General features: G+C 67.9%; 15 protein-coding genes and 1 tRNA gene. 3 read left to right on the plus strand and 13 right to left on the minus strand.

The features are described from left to right. Positions 1–169: 169 nt before the first annotated feature. Positions 170–1564 (minus strand): tyrosine-type recombinase/integrase, encoded by a 1395-nt coding sequence (locus KZ810_RS13230; protein WP_258044894.1) that lies wholly within the window; start codon positions 1562–1564, stop codon positions 170–172. A gap of 167 nt (positions 1565–1731) precedes the next feature. Continuing rightward, positions 1732–1822 (minus strand) — tRNA-Ser (locus KZ810_RS13235). Positions 1823–1910: 88 nt separating this feature from the next. Here KZ810_RS13235 and KZ810_RS13240 point away from each other — a divergent pair. Further along, positions 1911–2858 (plus strand): peptidylprolyl isomerase, encoded by a 948-nt coding sequence (locus KZ810_RS13240; RefSeq protein ID WP_219769595.1) that lies wholly within the window; start codon positions 1911–1913, stop codon positions 2856–2858. A gap of 220 nt (positions 2859–3078) precedes the next feature. Here KZ810_RS13240 and KZ810_RS13245 read toward each other — a convergent pair whose 3' ends face one another. From KZ810_RS13245 to KZ810_RS13275, 7 genes are all read right to left on the minus strand, one after another. Continuing rightward, positions 3079–3675, minus strand: a complete 597-nt coding sequence (locus KZ810_RS13245) for an ABC-type transport auxiliary lipoprotein family protein (RefSeq protein WP_219769596.1) — start codon at positions 3673–3675, stop codon at positions 3079–3081. Between the two features lie 2 nt (positions 3676–3677). Next, a complete protein-coding gene (locus KZ810_RS13250) occupies positions 3678–4640 on the minus strand; it encodes an MlaD family protein (RefSeq protein WP_219769597.1) in 963 nt (320 codons plus the stop codon). Further along, positions 4640–5623, minus strand: a complete 984-nt coding sequence (locus KZ810_RS13255) for an ABC transporter ATP-binding protein (RefSeq protein ID WP_258044895.1) — start codon at positions 5621–5623, stop codon at positions 4640–4642. The genes KZ810_RS13250 and KZ810_RS13255 overlap by 1 nt, the downstream gene beginning before the upstream one ends. Further along, complete coding sequence (locus tag KZ810_RS13260) at positions 5623–6720, minus strand: ABC transporter permease (RefSeq protein ID WP_219769598.1); 1098 nt, start codon at positions 6718–6720, stop codon at positions 5623–5625. Before KZ810_RS13260 ends, KZ810_RS13255 begins: the two co-directional genes overlap by 1 nt. An 80-nt stretch (positions 6721–6800) precedes the next feature. After that, positions 6801–8006: a DUF445 domain-containing protein gene (locus tag KZ810_RS13265; protein WP_258044897.1), complete on the minus strand. Its 1206-nt coding sequence runs from the start codon at positions 8004–8006 to the stop codon at positions 6801–6803. Between the two features lie 128 nt (positions 8007–8134). Then, positions 8135–11350, minus strand: a complete 3216-nt coding sequence (locus tag KZ810_RS13270; RefSeq protein WP_219769600.1) for an efflux RND transporter permease subunit — start codon at positions 11348–11350, stop codon at positions 8135–8137. A gap of 6 nt (positions 11351–11356) precedes the next feature. Beyond that, the gene (locus tag KZ810_RS13275) at positions 11357–12526 is read right to left on the minus strand and encodes an efflux RND transporter periplasmic adaptor subunit (RefSeq protein ID WP_219769601.1); all 1170 of its coding nucleotides are present in this window, start codon (positions 12524–12526) and stop codon (positions 11357–11359) included. Positions 12527–12660: 134 nt separating this feature from the next. On the opposite strand from KZ810_RS13275, the gene KZ810_RS13280 reads away from it, so the two are divergent. Further along, positions 12661–13401, plus strand: coding sequence for an SIMPL domain-containing protein (locus KZ810_RS13280; protein ID WP_219769602.1), 741 nt, complete (start codon positions 12661–12663; stop codon positions 13399–13401). Between the two features lie 60 nt (positions 13402–13461). On the opposite strand, the gene KZ810_RS13285 is transcribed toward KZ810_RS13280, so the two are convergent. From KZ810_RS13285 to KZ810_RS13295, 3 genes are all read right to left on the minus strand, one after another. Continuing rightward, positions 13462–13719, minus strand: a complete 258-nt coding sequence (locus tag KZ810_RS13285) for a GlsB/YeaQ/YmgE family stress response membrane protein (RefSeq protein WP_219769603.1) — start codon at positions 13717–13719, stop codon at positions 13462–13464. 91 nt (positions 13720–13810) lie between these two features. Beyond that, on the minus strand, positions 13811–14110 hold the full coding sequence (gene sciP, locus KZ810_RS13290) for a CtrA inhibitor SciP (protein ID WP_219769604.1): 300 nt from the start codon (positions 14108–14110) through the stop codon (positions 13811–13813). Between the two features lie 101 nt (positions 14111–14211). Beyond that, positions 14212–14403 (minus strand): hypothetical protein, encoded by a 192-nt coding sequence (locus KZ810_RS13295; RefSeq protein WP_219769605.1) that lies wholly within the window; start codon positions 14401–14403, stop codon positions 14212–14214. Positions 14404–14534: 131 nt separating this feature from the next. Between KZ810_RS13295 and mnmA the strand changes: the two genes are divergently transcribed. Beyond that, positions 14535–15635 (plus strand): tRNA 2-thiouridine(34) synthase MnmA, encoded by a 1101-nt coding sequence (gene mnmA, locus KZ810_RS13300; protein ID WP_219769606.1) that lies wholly within the window; start codon positions 14535–14537, stop codon positions 15633–15635. Positions 15636–15811: 176 nt separating this feature from the next. Here the strand turns inward: mnmA and nudC are convergent, their stop codons facing one another. After that, a complete protein-coding gene (gene nudC, locus KZ810_RS13305; RefSeq protein ID WP_219769768.1) occupies positions 15812–16687 on the minus strand; it encodes an NAD(+) diphosphatase in 876 nt (291 codons plus the stop codon). Positions 16688–16691 lie beyond the last annotated feature (4 nt).

The raw sequence follows: 16691 nt of genomic DNA on the forward strand, positions 1-16691 counted from the left end.
CCCGGCGTGGTTTCGCGGTAATGCGCGGTATGAATCACGAATACAAGTGTGACCCGTCCCACACAGATAATGTAACGGACGGCCGAGCAAAAGGTTTAGGCCTGATGCGATTATGCATCACGCTTCGCCCTCAGACTCGGGCTTATTCCGCCCTCGGACCCGTCGCGGCTTACCGGATCGGCCGACCCAACTGAGCCTCCGGCGGCTCAAGGCCGACGATAATCAGGTCGGCATATTCCTGCGCCAGCTCGCGCCGCCGCGGCATGTAGGCGGCGCGGTTGTACGCCGCCTCCACCTTGTTGCCCGGCACGTGCGCCAGCATCAGGTCGATCACCGCCCGGTCGTCGTCGGCGCGATTGGGCCGCTCGTTCATGATCGTGGAGAAGGCCGCGCGAAAGCCGTGCGGCACGTGACGGTTCTCGTACTTGGCGCGCTTCAGCAGCGCGTTCAACGTGTTCTCCGAGATCGGCCGATGCGAGAATCGCTCGCCGGGGAATAGCAGCGGGTACCGGCCGCTCAGCTGGTGCAGCGCGACCAGCACCTCGACGGCCTGGCGCGACAGCGGCACCAGGTGGTCGCCGCCGGCCTCTTCCTTGCGATCCCTGTCGCCCTTCATGCGCGCGGCCGGGATGCGCCAGAGCGGCGCGGGACCGTCCAGCCCCTCGAACTCGGTCCACTCGGCACCGGCGACCTCGCCCGGTCGCACGGCCGTGAGGGCGAGCAGGCGCATGGCGAACTTCGTGCCGGCGCGCGTGCGCTCTGCCTCGATGTCGGCGAGCAGCTGGCGGACGCGGGCGATACGCTCGTCGTTGTCCTGCGTGCCGTCAACGATCGACGGCTGCTTGCGCGCCTTCGGCTTCGCCTGAAGCACCTTAGTCAGCGAGGCCGGCGCGGGGTCGACACGCGCGATGCTCGCTGCGATCGCGTAGGTGAAGATGTCGGACAGGCGCTGGCGCAGGCGGTGCGCGCTCTCGATCGCGCCGCGCTGCTCCATCGCGTGCAGCACCTCGAGGATCTTCGGCGTGTCGATGTCGGTGATCGGCAGCGCGCCGAGCGCCGGGAAGGCATCCTTGCGGAGCGACTTCAGCACGTCGTCGGAATGAACCGCCGACCAGCCGCGCACCTTCGGGTCGCTCCAGTTCGCCGCATCGCGCACGCGCGCCGCGCCGTGTTCCGCCTTCCAGGCGTCCAGCTTCGTGAGCGACCATCCGCTGCGCAGCTGGAACCACTTCTCGGCAATCTTCTGGAACGTGGCGTCGGCCGCCGCCGATCGATCCTGCCGGGTCAGCTGCTTGACCACCGCGGGGTCGCGGCCGTCGAGCAGCAGCTTCTTCGCCGCGTCGCGCGCCTCGCGCGCCTCGCCGAGCGACACCACCGGATAGGGGCCGATCGTCAGCGTCTTCTGCGCTGGCTTCCCGGCCGCGTTCTTCCCGAACGTGTAATTCATCCGCCAGTGTTTTCCGCCGGCGGTGGTGACGTGGAGGAATAGCTGGCCGGTGTCGCTCAGCTTGTAGGCCTTGGCCTTCGGCTTCGCGGCTTTCACCTTCGCGTCGTTCAACGCCATGGTTCGGCGCTCCATACCATGGCGTTCCTTGCGGATACCATGTGCGGTGCCATGGTACCGTGTGGACGCGAGTGGACGAATATGGACAACACAACCCTGTTAGAGGGCGGTTTTCCTGCGTTATCAAGGGGGGTGTGGACGGCTATGGACGCCTATGCACTAGGTTTTGGCGGAGCGGGAGGGATTCGAACCCTCGATACGGTTTTGCCGTATACTCACTTTCCAGGCGAGCGCCTTCGACCACTCGGCCACCGCTCCGCATATCGCTGGGTGGTGTCGCCTACCGGGCGGCGCGCGCTTGTGCAAGCCGTTGCTTGATGCGTGGCCGAGATGCAGGATGCGCGGCATGCTGCACGTCCCGATCGCCGCCTTGCTTGCCGCCGCCGCCGCGACACCCACGACCCCCGCGCGACCCAGCCCGGGACAGGTCGCGCAGTCGGCGCCCGCCGGGGAGTGGACCCTGATCGCCGACGACGATCTGCTGGTGATGACGCTCGCGGGTCCGTCCGGCACGATGCGGCGGGTGATGATCCAGTTGATGCCTTCTCCGGTGTCGAGCGCGTGGGTGGCGAACATCCGTCGCCTCGCCGCGGCGCATTGGTGGGACGCGACGAGCATCAACCGCGTGCAGGACAATTATGTCGCGCAATGGGGTGACGCGAGCGAGAAGAAGCCGTTGCCGCCCGGGCTCGGCGCGACCTCGGCGGCAGACTATACGCTGCGCTGGCGCGCGCTGCCTGCGTCGTCTGGTCCAGTGACCGAGTTGGGGACAGATGGCCGTGCCGCAGACGTCTACGCCCGTGGCATCTTCTGGTATCGCGGTTTTCCGATGGCGACCGACGCGAAGCCGGTTTCCGACGAACGGCGCGCGTGGCCGATCCACTGCTACGGCAGCGTCGGCGTCGGACGGAACCTGGCGCCCGATGCGGGGACGGGTGCCGAGCTTTACGCCGTGATCGGCCATGCACCGCGCCACCTCGATCGCAACATCGCGGTGGTCGGCCGCGTCATCGCTCGCATGGAATATCTCTCAAGCCTGCCGCGCGGCACGGGAGACCTCGGCTTCTATGAGAAGCCCGGCGAGCGGACCGCGATCATCAACGTGCGGATGGCAAGCGAACTGCCCGCGAACGAGCGCCTGCGATACAGCTATCTTTCGACCAGTGGCACGACATGGCCGCGCTACATCGCGGCGCGGCGTAATCGCGAGCCGCCGTTCTTCGAACAGCCCGCCGACGCCGCCGATGTCTGCAACATTCCCGTGCCGACCAGGGCCGAGCCGACCGACCGGTAACGGCCGGCGGACATCGGCATGGCGGCCGGCGGGATCGATTGCGGTTCGCTCTCGGCTTAGGCGCGTTCAGCTAACCGCGGACGACGGCAACCGTCCGGTGTCGTTAGTTGATTACCGATCCCGAACCTCCGCGAGGCATATGTCACCCGCCGCCTGAGTTTGCGGACCGGCCTACCGCCCGAACCTGCCCCTACGAGGGTGCGACGCAGGCGTGCGCGGGTCAGCGTCCGCCGACCCAGGTGGCGACTTCGCCCGCGACCTGATTCGCTGCCTGATTGAGCGATGTCGCCGCGGACGCCGCGTCGATCGCGGATACGGGCACGCGCGCCTCGAAGCGGCGCTTCTCGACCGCGGTCGCGTTCACGCGCGTCAGCGCGGCGTCGTAGACGACGACGGCCTGCTGCGTCGTCGCGTCGAGCCCGAACTGGCGCAACTCGCCGGCGAGATTGCCGCTCGGGTCGCTGACCGATTGCGCCGGCGAGAGCACGACGATGTTGGCCTGCGCGGTCAGCGTGTCGGACAGCAGCCGCGCGAACAGCCGCGCCGGCGGTTCGGTCCATTGCGCGTCCTTGACGTAGGCGATTGTGTCGACGCTCGCCTGTACCGGCACGCGCGCGGTGGCGAGCGCGGTCGGCACAGCCGGGGTCTGCACCACGATTGAGCGCGCATTGGCGGAGGATTGCGTCTGACCGGGTTGCGGCTGCGCGGTCGCGTTGAGCGTCAACAGCGAGGGCGGCGGCTTCGCACCGAAGCTGATGCAGCCCGACAAAGCAAGCGTGGCCGCGACAGCGGAGAGAGGGAGGAGAGAGTGCCGCACGCTTATTTCCCCTTGTAATCCGGCAGCTTCTGCTGGCCGATCAGCGAACTCGCCCCGCCCTGCTCGACGCGTTCGGAGATCGCCGACAGCGACGCGGAAGTGACGCGCAGGTCGCGGACCAGCTGATTAATCTGCGGGATCGTCTGTTTCGAGAAGGTGGTCAGCCCCGGGCGCGCGTCGCCGATCGCGCTGTTGAGCGTGTCGGCGCTCGCCTGCGCCGATTTGATCGCGCCGTTCAGGTTCTGGATCGTCGGCTGGATGTCGTTGGCGAGCACGCCGTTGGTCGTCTGCGCGAGATTGCCGATCTGCTCCGCAGCGACGCCCGCCTGCGCGATCGCGACGCGGGTCTGCGCCAGCGTCGCTGCAATCTCCGGCCCACGGTCGGCGAGCGCGGCGGACAGGCGGTTGGTGTTGTCGAGGATGCCCGCGATCGACGCCTGATTGCGATCGGAAAGCATGCCCGTCAGCCGCTCGGTCAGCGTCGACAGCCGTTCGAGCAACTGCGGCGCGGAATTGAGGATCGCACCGAGCCCGCCGGTTTTGGTCGGGATCACCGGTTTGCCGAGCGGGCAGACCTTGTTTGGATCGGGATCGGGGCAGGTGATCGGCGGCTGCCCCTTCACCGCACCGTCGAGGCTGACAGTGCTGGTGCCGGTGAAGCTGCCCTGGATCGTCGCGGTGGTGCCGCGCAAGACCGGCGTGTCCTGGTTCAGGCTGACGCGGACGCGGACATATTGTGGATCGGGCTGCCACAGCGAGATCGACTTCACCTGTCCCGAGGGTACGCCCGAGAAAGTCACCGACGATCCCTTGGCGAGGCCATCGACTGCCTGGCGGAAGAAGATGTCGTACTCGCGCTCCTCCGTGCCGCCGAAGCGCGCGATCCAGACGGTAAAGATCGCCAGCATCGCGAGCAGGATCAGCACGACGGCACCGACGAGGACGTGGTTCGATCGCGTTTCCATCACTTGGTCCCTGTTGTGCGCGCGGCGTCGGTACGGCCGAGCGTGCGCGTCGCATCACTCACGGGCGCGCCACGCGCCGCATTGTCGGCGAACGAGCCTTGCGTGCGCTGTCCGTCGGCGAGCCGCGCGACGTCAGTCGGACGTGCGGCGGCATCGGCATCGGCCGTTCGTGGCTGCCCCGGCCCCACATGACCTGCCCCCGCCTGTTCCTGCGCCGCCACCGCGTTGCGACCGCGCGGGCCGTTGAAATATTCCTGGATCCACGGGTGGTCGGTCGCGAGCAGTTCGGGGATCGTGCCGACCGCGATCACCTTCTTGTCGGCGAGCACCGCGACGCGGTCGCAGATGGCGTAAAGCGTGTCGAGATCGTGCGTGATCAGGAAGACGGTGAGGCCGAGTGTGCGCTGCAACCCTTGCGTCAACTGATCGAACGCCGCCGCGCCGATCGGATCGAGCCCGGCAGTCGGCTCGTCGAGGAACAGCAGTTCGGGATCGAGCGCGAGCGCGCGTGCCAGCCCGGCGCGCTTCCGCATGCCGCCCGACAGCTCCGCCGGGTATTTTGGCCCGGCATCGGCGGGCAGGCCGGTCATCACGACCTTGTACGACGCGATCTCGTCGAGCAGCGCGAGGTCGAGATCTGGGTAGAACTCGCGTAGAGGAACCTGCACGTTCTCGGCGACGGTCAGCGTCGAGAACAGTGCCCCCCCCTGAAACAGCACGCCCCAGCGTTTGCGGATGTCGAGCGTCTCGGTCTCGTCGCGGCCGAGCGTTGGTTCGCCGAACACTTCGACCTCGCCAGCCTCGGGGGTCTGCAACCCGATGATCGAGCGCATCAGCACCGATTTGCCGGTGCCCGATCCGCCGACGACGCCCAGGATCTCGCCGCGCCGGACCTCTAAGTCGAGGCCGTCGTGGACGGTCTGTTCGCCGAAGCGGTTGCGCAGCCCCTTGATGCGGATGATGTGATCGTCGGCGTCCGCCATCACAACCACCCAATCTGTTCGAAGAAGACGGCGAAGAATGCGTCGAGCACGATCACCATGAAGATCGCCTGCACCACCGCCGACGTGGTGCGCAGCCCGACCTGTTCGGCATCGCCCTTTACCTGCATCCCCTGGTAGCAGCCCGCGACCGCGATGATCGCGCCGAATACGGGTGCCTTGATCAATCCGACGAACAGGTCGGTGATCGGAACGACCTCGCGGATGCGCGACACATAGGCTGCGGGAGGGATATCGAGCGACAGCCAGCACAGAACGCCGCCGCCGATGATCGAGATGACCGAGGAATAGAAGCCGAGGAGCGGCATCAACACGATCGACGCGATCGTGCGCGGCAGCACCAGCGCCTCCATCGGGGACACGCCGATCACGCGCAGCGCGTCCACCTCCTCGGTCAGCTTCATCGTGCCGAGCTGCGCGGCGAAGGCCGAGCCCGACCGCCCGGCGACCATGATCGCGGTCATCAGCACGCCCAGTTCGCGAAGCGTGATGCGGCCGACGAGGTTGATCGTGAATGCTTCCGCGCCGAACTGCCTGAGCTGCACCGCGCCCTGCTGCGCAATGACGATGCCGATCAGGAAGCTCATCAACCCGATGATGCCGAGCGCAGAGACGCCGACGACCTCGAAACGCTGCACCACCGCGTTGAAGCGGAAGCGGCTGGGATGACGGATCACGGTGCCGAGCGAGACGACCGTCGCGCCCATGAAGCCGAGCAGCCCGACCGCGGTCTGCCCCGCGAGCACCACCGCGTCGCCGATCTCGCCCATGACGCGGCGGAACGGGGTGACGCGCGTCGGGCGCATCTGCACCGGCTGGTCGGCCGCCTCGACGTGTTCGAACAAGGTGCGGCTGTCGCCGGTCAGCCCTTCGACCTGGGTGTCCTTCTCACGCGCGAAGCGGTGGATGACCCAGGCGCCGATCGTGTCCATCCGTTCGACCTGCGACAGGTCGATCGCGCGAACCGCGCCGTCGTGTGCAGAAAGGCGATCGGGCAGGTTGCCGAGTTGCGCGAGCGACAGATCGCCGGAGAAGCGCAGCACGCCCGCATCGTCGTTAAAATCAGCAGCCGCGCTCATGCGTCGATCCATGCGGCAAAGCTCATCACGTCACAAGCGATTCAAGTGAACGATCGTTCCGCAACTGGAATCATTCTGACCTACATCAGCACATCGACGGCGTGGATCAACACGCCGACCAGCCCGCCGACCAGCGTTCCGTTGACGCGGATGAACTGGAGATCCTTGCCGACCGCATTCTCGAGCCGCTCGGTGATGGTGCGCGTGTCCCAGCCGCGCACCGTCTCCGACACCAGCCGGACGATCGTGTCGCCGTAATCGGCCGCCGCGCCGACGACCGCGCGGCGGACGAAGCGGTTGATCGTGCGTCCGAGCCTGGGATCGCGCGCGAGCGTATCGCCGAGTTGCCGCAATGCCTCGCCGAACTTGCCCGACAGCAGCGCCTGCGGATCGCGCGCCATCCGCAGCATCGCGGCGCGCGCCTGTTCCCACAGACCGTTGATCCAGTCCTGCATCGCCGGGTTCTCGAGCAGTTCGATCTTCAACCGCTCGACCTTGTCGCGCATCTCGGGCGCGTGCTGCAGATCGTGCGCGAGGCGGGCCAGCCCCTCCTCGGCCCGGACGCGCAAGGGGTGGTCGCGGTTCTCGGCGACATCGCCGATCAGCTTGTCGAGCCCGTCGATGAGCTTGTTGGCGAGCGTCTCGTCCAATCCGGTCCAGCGCAGGATCGAGCCCGCGCGGTCGTGCACCATCGCGCGGATGAGCGCTTCGTTGCTGCGGAGCGCGTCGCGCCCCCACACGATCAGGCTGTCGAGCACGGGCAGGTGGCGATCCTCCGCCACCGCGGCGGAGAGCGCGCGGCCGAGCATCGGCGATACCTCGGTCTCGCGGACGCGCGCCACCATCATCGCGCGAACCATGCCGCCCAGGCGTTCCTGGTCGAGCTCCTGCAGGATCTCGACCGCTAAGCGCGACGTACCGCGCGCTAGGCGTCCGCCAGACCCCTGCGGATTGGCGAGCCAGCGCCCCGCCGCCCCCGCGACGTCGATCCGCGCCATCCGCCGCGCGACGACCGAGGGGATGAGGAAATAGTCGCGCAGGAAGGTCGCGAGCTGGTCGCCGATCCGGTCCTTGTTGCGCGGAATGATCGCTGTGTGCGGTATCGGCAGCGCCAGCGGATGACGGAACAGCGCGGTGACCGCGAACCAGTCGGCGAGCCCGCCGACCATCGCCGCCTCGCTGAACGCGCGCACGAACCCCCAGGCGGGGTGGAGCGACTGAAGTGAACGCGTGACGACGAAGGTCACCGCCATCGCGACGAGCAATCCGGTCGCGATCAACTGCATGCGCCGCAAGCCGGGAGGAACGGGCTGGCGCGGGAGGGGGCGGCGGACGGGAACGGTCATCGCGAGGGGAAAGCTCGAGCCGGGCGAAGGTTCATGCCCTCGCCGCCGCCCCTCGACAGCGGCGCTGCTCATTCCGCCGGATGCGTGCCCTCTCCGCCATAGCCGATCCGACCCGCGGTACCGGGCAACGCACCCGCGGGGGCGTCGTGCTCGATCACCGGACGGCCGTCGTCACCCGGCCGGTACGTGAGCAGACGGCGACCGATCCACGGCCCGATGCGCCGCTCTGCCCCGATCGCGAGGCTGAACGCCGCGGGCACGATCAGGAGCGTCAGCAATGTCGAGAGTGACAGCCCGCCGATCACCACCACGCCCATCGGCGCGCGGAACGAATTGTCGCCCGACAGCGACAGAGCGGTCGGCACCATGCCCGCGACCATCGCGATCGTCGTCATCAGGATTGGCTGTGCGCGCTTGTGCCCCGCGTCGATGATCGCGGCGCGAAGCGGTACGCCCGCCTGCATCTCCTCCAGCGCAAAATCGATCAGCAGGATCGAATTCTTGGCGACGATGCCGAGCAGCATCAGCAACCCGATGAACACCGGCAGCGAGAGCGGCTGCCCCGCGATGATCAGCGCGATGAGGCCACCCAGCGGCGCGAGCAGCAGCGACCCCATGTTGACCACCGGCGGCAGCAGGCGGCGGTAGAGCAGGATCAGCACCGCGAAGACGAGGAACACCCCCGCGAGGACCGCGAAGACGAAGTTGACCAGCATCTCCATCTGCCATTTCGCCTGACCGACCTGCAGTTCCTGCACGCCGATCGGCAGATTGCGCATGACGGGTAGCGCCTTGATCCTCGCCATCACCTCGCTCGCGACCAGGCCCGGCGCGAGATCGGCGCCGACGGTCAACTGCCGCTGCTGGTTGAGCCGGGTGATGCGCGTCGGGCCCGAGCCGAACCCGATCTCCGCGACGAGGCCGAGCGGCACCGAACCACCGCTGGCGGTCGCCACCGGAAGATTCTGGATCGTGTCGAGCTTCGAGCGCGACGACGGCGCGAGCGCGACGCGGATCGGGATCTGGCGATCGGACAAGGAGAAGCGCGCGCTGTTCTGGTCGAGGTCACCGAGCGTGGCGATGCGGATCGCGTTGGAAAGCGCGGCGGTCGTCACCCCCAGATTGGCAGCGAGGTCGAGCCGCGGACGGATCTGTATCTCGGGTCGCTTGAGGTCGCCCGCGATCCGCGGCGCGACGACGCCGCGGACCCCTGCCATCTGCTTGACCAGCGTGTCCGCGGTCTGGCGCAATTGTTCGGGATCATCGCCCGCCAGCGTCACCGACAGATCGCGATTGTTGTCGCCCCAACCGAACTGCGATTCGAAATTCACGCGCGCGTCGGCGACCTTGGCGAGCTGCGGCGTCAGCTCGCGCTCGAACTCGGTCGAGGTCTTGTCGCGCGGTTTCTTCAATTGCAGCACGAGGCGGCCCGAACCAACGCTGGTCGTCGCGTAGACGCTTTCCACCAGCGGCTGGCGGTGCATCAGTTCGTCGACCTGCTCGACCACCGCCTGCGTCGTCTCGAGCGTCGCGCCCGGGGGCATCGTCACGGTGACGACGCTGCGGTCGCGGTCCTGCGCCGGCTGGAACGTCATCGGGATCTGCGTGAATAGGAACAGCGTCAGCGCGAAGGCGAGCGCGCCGATCCCGACCGTCCAGACGCGGTGATCGCGCAGATAGCGCAAGCCGCGGCGCATGCGACCCTGCGCGCGCGCGGCAGGAGCCTTGCCCTCGCCCAGCGTCCACACCAGCACGCGTTGATAGATGTCGAGCCAGCGCCCGCCGCCGTGTTCCGCATGGCCCGAGGATTTGAGGAAATAGGCCGCGATCATCGGCGTGATCAGACGCGCGACCGCGAGGCTCATCAACACCGCGACGACGACGGTCAGGCCGAAATTCTTGAAAAACTGCCCCGAGATGCCGGGCATCAGGCCCACGGGGAAGAACACCGCGACGATCGCCATCGTGGTCGCGAGCACCGCGAGCCCGATCTCGTCGGCCGCGTCGATCGAGGCCTGGAACGCGGATTTGCCCATCCGCATGTGGCGCACGATGTTCTCGATCTCGACGATCGCGTCGTCGACCAGCACGCCCGCCACCAGGCTGAGCGCGAGCATCGTCATGTTGTTGAGCGTGAAGCCCAGCATGTCCATGAACCAGAAGGCGGGGATCGCCGACAGGGGAATCGCGAGCGCGGCGATGAAGGTCGCGCGCCAGTCGCGCAGGAACAGGAACACGACGAGGACCGCGAGCAGCGCGCCCTCGATCATCGAGTGGATCGCGGCCTTGTATTGGACCAGCGCGTATTCGGAACCGTCGACGCGCAGGCGGAACTGCACCTTGGGATTGCGCTTCTCGAGTGCCTCGAGCTTTGCCTTCGCCTCGCGGAACACGGTGACGTCCGAGGCACCCTTCGCGCGCTTGAAATCGAACGAGATGACCGAGCGCCCGTCGACCGCCGCCGCGCTGCGACGTTCGCCGTAGAGATCGCGCACCGTCGCGATATCGGCCAAGCGGATGGTGCGCCCGCCGCCGACGTTGATCTGCGTCTGGCTGAGTTGATACGCGGTGTCGGCGTTGCCGATGACACGCACCGATTGTTCGGCACCCGCGATCTCCGCGCGCCCGCCCGGCGCATTCAGGTTCACTTGGCGAAGCTGCTGGTTGATCTGGCTGGCGGTCAGCCCTTGCGCGGCGAGCTTGGCGGGATCGAGGATCACGCGAATCTCGCGGTCGACGCCGCCGTTGCGCGTCACGCTGCCCATGCCCGACACCGACAGCAGCTCCTTCGCCACCGTATTGTCGATGTACCAGCTCAGATCCTCGATCGACATGTCGGTGCCGGTCGCGGTGTAGCTGCCGAGATTGAAGTCGTTCGCCTTGATGCGGCTGACCTGCGGCTCGGTGATGCCGTCGGGCAGATCGGCGCGGATCTGCGTGATCGCGTCGCGCGCCTCGTTGACCGCGCGGTCGACCGGCGTGCCGATCGCGAGCTGCACCACCGTGGTCGAATCGCCTTCACTGACGTAGGAGTTGATCTCGTCGATCCCCTCCAGGCTGCGTACCGCCGCCTCGACGCGCTGCGTCACCTGGGTTTCCAGCTCGCTCGGCGCCGCGCCCGGCTGGTTGATCGAGATGATCACGCCGGGGAAGTCGATGTCGGGTTGCTGGTTGATGTCCATGCGGACGAAGCTGACCACGCCCATCACGGTCAGGATCAGGAACAGGACGATCGACGGCACCGGGTTGCGGATCGACCAGGCCGAGATGTTGCGGAAACCCATGGTTCGTCAGCTCCCCTGGCGGCGCAGGATCGGCGTCACCTTTTGCCCGGGATTGAGGAATGCGCCCGCGGACAGCACCACGCGCTCGTTACCCGACAGCCCGGTCGCGATCGCGACCCGATTGTTGTCGACCGGCCCCAGCGTCACGTTGCGGCGCTGCGCCTTGTTCTGCTGGTCGATGACGTAGACGTAATTGCCCTGCTCGTCGCTCTGGAGCGCAGATTGCGGCAACTCGGGCGCGCTGCCCGCATTGGCCGTGATCGACGCGGAGGCGAACCCGCCGGGACGAAGCGCCGGATTGTACGACAGCGCGATCCGCGCGATCCCCTGCCGCGTCTGCGGATCGATGACGGGGGCGACCTGCCACACCTGCCCGCTGAACTGGCGCGTGTCGCCAACCGGGGTCACGATCGCGCGCGAACCGGCGCGGATCGCCTGGAGATCGCCCTCCGACAATTGCGCGCGCATCTCCATCTCGCCGCCCTTCGCCATGCGGAACAGGACGCCCGAGCCCGAACTGACGATCTGGCCGGGTTCGACTCCGCGCGTCAGCACCAGCCCCTCGGCCGGCGCGCGGATATCGAGCCGTGCGTTCCGCGCCCGCTGTTCAGACAACGCCGCGCGCGACACCTGCAGGCGCGCGGCGGCGGCATCGCGCGTCGCGATCCGGCGCTGCACGTCCGCCTTCGAGATGAAGCCGCGATCGACGAGGCTCTGCGCGCGCTCTAGCTCGGCCTGGGCGAGCGTCAGGTCGGATTGCGCGACACCGATCTGCGCGGCGAGGCTCGCGGCGGTCTGCGCCTGGACCGACCGGTCGACGGTTGCCAGCACCTGCCCCGCCTTGACCCACTGACCCGGCTCGACCAGCACGCGCGACACCATGCCGCCCTCGCCCGCGACGCCGACGGGCATCTCGCGCCGGGCCGCGAGCGTGCCCGTCGCGCTGACGGTGCGGTCGACGACCTGGCTACCGGGGACGATCACCGTGACGTTGGGCGCGCCCGAGTCCGACGATCCGGCGGCGGCCGCGGGCGCCTTTTCGTGCTTGAAGACGAACCAGCCGCCGACGAGCGCGAGCACTACCAGCACCGCGATGATCCAGCGCCGACGCCGCCGTGGCCGCTCATCCGCCAAGAGCAGCCGCTCGCCCTCCAAAGTGCCCGGCTCGTACGTCATGCGCGCTATTTATCCCTCAACCCGCTGCTGTATTATCCAGCTACGTCACCACGCGCAAGCCCGCGCGTCATTCAGCTTATGTTGTGCGAACCGCCCTAGACGAGGACGGGTTAACGAACGGGAGATGTTGAGACATGCGGATTGGTTCAGGGTTGTGCGCGGGGTTCATCGGCATGGCGGCCGTGATGCCGGCCCTCGCGGTGGCGCAGGCGCCGCAGGTACCGGCGACGCCGGTCGACGGCACGGTGCTGGAGGTGAATGCGACCGGTCGCGTCACGCGAGCGCCCGATCAGGCGGTGATCCGCGCGGGCGTGGTGACGCAGAGCACGACGGCGGCAGCCGCGACGCAGGAAAATGCGACGCGCATGGCGCAGGTGATCGCCAGCCTGAAATCGGCAGGCATCCAGTCGCGCGACCTGTCGACCAGCAATGTCTCGCTGCAACCGCAATATCGCTACGCCGATAACCAGCCGCCGGTCGTCACCGGCTATCAGGCGAGCAACAGCGTGTCGGTCAAGTTCCGCGACGTTGCACGAAGCGGCGCGGTGCTCGATGCGCTGGTGAAGGCGGGCGCCAATCAGATCGACGGGCCGGCATTGTCGCTGTCGCAGCCGGACGCCGCGCTGGATGCGGCGCGCGCGGATGCGGTGAAGCGGGCGCAGGCGCGCGCGTCACTCTACGCGCAGGCGGCGGGGCTGCGGGTCGATCGCATCCTGTCGATCACCGAAGCGGGCGAGAATGACGGCGGACAACCGCAACCGCCGGTCATGTTCCGCGTCCGCACGATGGCAGCGGACAGTGCGGCTGCGACGCAGGTGCTGCCGGGCGAAACCGACGTCACCGCGACGATCAACGTCCGCTTCGTCCTGAAATAACGAGAAACGGCCGCCCGATCGCTCGGGCGGCCGTTCCGCTGTTACCGTTGGGCGGTGCGATTAACGCACGCGGCCGCGACGGAACAGGTTGACGATCGCAAGCAGGACGACCGCGCCCAGCAGCGACACGAGGAAGGTGTACAGCGTCAGCGGGGCATTGTTGATCGAGCCGCCGGTGAAGATCAGGCCACCGAGGAACGCGCCGACGATGCCGACGATGATGTTCAGGAAGATACCCTGCTGCGCATCGGTGCGCATGATGATGCTGGCGAGCCAACCGATCACACCGCCGACAATAAGCCAAATGATGAGGTTCATCGCAAACACTCCCCTTCGTTGATCGCCCAAAGCAGGCACTGGGGGAGAGACGCGCGACGCCAAAACATTGTTCCGCTGCCGAAACCTAAGCTCAGAATTTCTGCTGGCGTTCGTACAGCGACTTGTAGTGCTGAATACGCGTGACCCGCAACCCCGGCATCCCCGACCGGTCGATCGCGCGCTGCCATCCCGCGAATTCCTCGACCGTCAGGCCGTAGCGCTGGCAGACGTCATCGACCGACAGCAAACCGCCGTTCACCGCGGCGACCACCTCCGCCTTGCGACGCACCACCCAGCGCGTCGTGTCCGCCGGGGGAAGCGTGTCCAGCGTCAGCGGCTCGCCGAGCGGACCGATGACCTTTGCGGGACGAATCTTTTGGTTCTCGATCATTCCTAAACCTCGACTGGGGGCCTTCGCCCCCGTTCCATCGTGCGACCCTTTTAGGGTGATGGCCTTGAACGGTACTTAAAGCGGCGCGGTAAACAGGGTCTTCACGGCTGGCGCCACGACGATACCGCGGCAGCGGTCGGCAGATCGAAGCTGCCCGTCAGCGGGGACAACCGCGTCGCCTCCACCCGCGTCGCGTCGATCGCGTGCGCGCGTGCCGCGGTCGGCGAGCGCGCGGTGCGCGAGGCGGCGGCGCGGAACGGGGTGGTGGCGGCACTGTATGGCTGGGTCGTCACGCATGGCGTCTCATGATGGTCGATCGTTACAGGTCCGATTAGCCACGAGATATTGAAGGAGCGGTAAAGCCCGGGCCCCGCTTTGCGGCGCCGAGTGGCGATCGCGCGACGAACCGCTTATAAAGAGCGGCATGCACGAACTCGCCGAATTCCAATTGCCGCCGGGCGCGCGGCGCATCGTCGTCGCGATGTCGGGCGGAGTCGACAGCTCGGTCGTCGCCGCCCTTGCCGCGCGGACGGGGGTCGAGACGATCGGCGTGACGCTGCAACTCTACGACCACGGCGAGGCGACCAAGCGCGCGGGCGCGTGCTGCGCCGGGCGCGACATCCGCGACGCGCGCGCGGTGTGCGACCGGCTGGGGATCGCGCATTACGTGTTCGATCACGAGACGAGCTTTCGCGAACAGGTGGTCGACCGCTTCGCCGACGAATATCTCGCCGGACGCACGCCAATCCCGTGCGTCCAGTGCAACATGGGGCCGAAGTTCACCGACCTGTTCGCGCTCGCGCGCGATCTGGGCGCCGACGCGCTGGCGACCGGGCATTACGTCCGCCGCGTCGAGGGGGCGGATGGCGCGGAGCTGCACCGCGGCGCCGACCCGGCGCGCGACCAGAGCTATTTCCTGTTCGCGACCACGGCCGCGCAGCTCGACTTTCTGCGCTTCCCGCTCGGCAATATGCCCAAGGCACGCGTGCGCGAGATCGCGGGCGAGATGGGGCTGCTGGTCGCGGCGAAGCCCGACAGCCAGGACATCTGCTTCGTGCCCGACGGCGACTATGCCGGGCTGGTGAAGAAACTGCGACCCGAGGCCGCGCAGGGCGGCGAGATCGTCGACCTGGCCGGGCGCAAGCTCGGCGAGCATCGCGGCATCATCCACTATACCGTCGGACAGCGCCGCGGGCTCGAGATCGGCGGCAGTCCCGAGCCGCTGTACGTCGTGCGCGTCGAGCCCGAGGCGCAGCGCGTCGTCGTCGGCCCGCGCCGCGCCCTCGCGGTGGCGGCGGCGCGGCTCGATGGCATGAACGTGCTCGGTCCGATGACGGGCGCGTTGACCGCGAAGGTGCGATCGATGGCAAAGCCGGTGCCGGCGCGGATGCTGGGCGACCGCTTGGTCTTCGACGCGCCCGAATACGGCGTCGCACCGGGACAGGCGGCGGTGCTCTACGACGGCGACCGCGTGCTGGGCGGCGGATGGATTGCGGAGACAGAGGCCGCGATGGCGGCGGCGTAAGCGCGTAGCGGGCGGAACCGCGGAGCGGTGCGGGTGTGGCGTGATCCTGGACCGGCTCGATCAAGCGAGCATCTCGGTTACGGTTCGCTAGACCCGGGCCGCCCCTCCCGAACCCGGTGCGAGCGCCGATCTGCCGTCCTTATCCTGCCCTCGTCAAACGCGGGGCAGCCGCCGTTTCACGCCAGCTCGTGCGCCCAGGCATGAAGCAGGGTGTGCGCGATTGCGTAGGGCGGCGGCGCGAGAAAGGCGTCGCCGGTCCCTGCGAGCACCGCGAGCACGTCATCGCGGGAAACCCATTTGGCATCCTGCAACTCGTTTTCGTCGAGCGTGATCTGATCGGTCAGCGCCTGCCCGATGCACGCGATCATCAATTGCGACGGGAACGGCCACGGCTGGCTCGCGACGTAGCGGACCGCCCCCACCTCGACGCCCGCCTCTTCGCCGATCTCGCGCCGGACCGCCTCTTCGATCGCCTCACCCGGTTCGAGAAAGCCGGCGAGCGCGGAATAGCGGCCGGCGGGCCAGCTCGGCTGGCGGCCGATCAGCGCGCGACCGTCGTGTTCGGCGATCATGATGACGACGGGATCGGTCCGCGGGAAATGCTCGGCGCGGCAGTTCGGGCATTTGCGCCCCCAGCCGGCGCGGAAGATTGCGGTGGCAGTACCGCAATTAGCGCAGAAGCCGTGGCGCGCGTGCCAGTCGAGCAGCGCGCGCGCGGTAGCGAACGTCGCCGCCTCGCCCGGGCGAAGCTGTTCGAGCGCGTTGAACAGGGTCGGCGAGCGGAACGGTGGCGGCACGCCCTGCCCCGGCACAATCGCGGCGAATCGCGGACGCCCCTGATCGAGCCCGAGCAGCACGAATTCGGCGTCGTCGGGCGCCTCGGTCAGCATCGTCCAACCGAGGCGGCCGTCGTCGGTCACCTCGGGCTCCCAATCGTGGAGCACCAGCAGGCGCGCCTGCCAGTTGCCGATCGCGGCGGCGATCGCCGCTTCGTCATGGCGCAACGCGTCGGCTCGATCGAGCGTGCCGCCGGTGAAGCCGGGGGTCAGCACCGCA

It is taken from the genome of Sphingomonas citricola, from assembly GCF_019429535.1.
In the GTDB taxonomy this organism is placed as follows: Bacteria; Pseudomonadota; Alphaproteobacteria; order Sphingomonadales; family Sphingomonadaceae; genus Sphingomonas; species Sphingomonas citricola.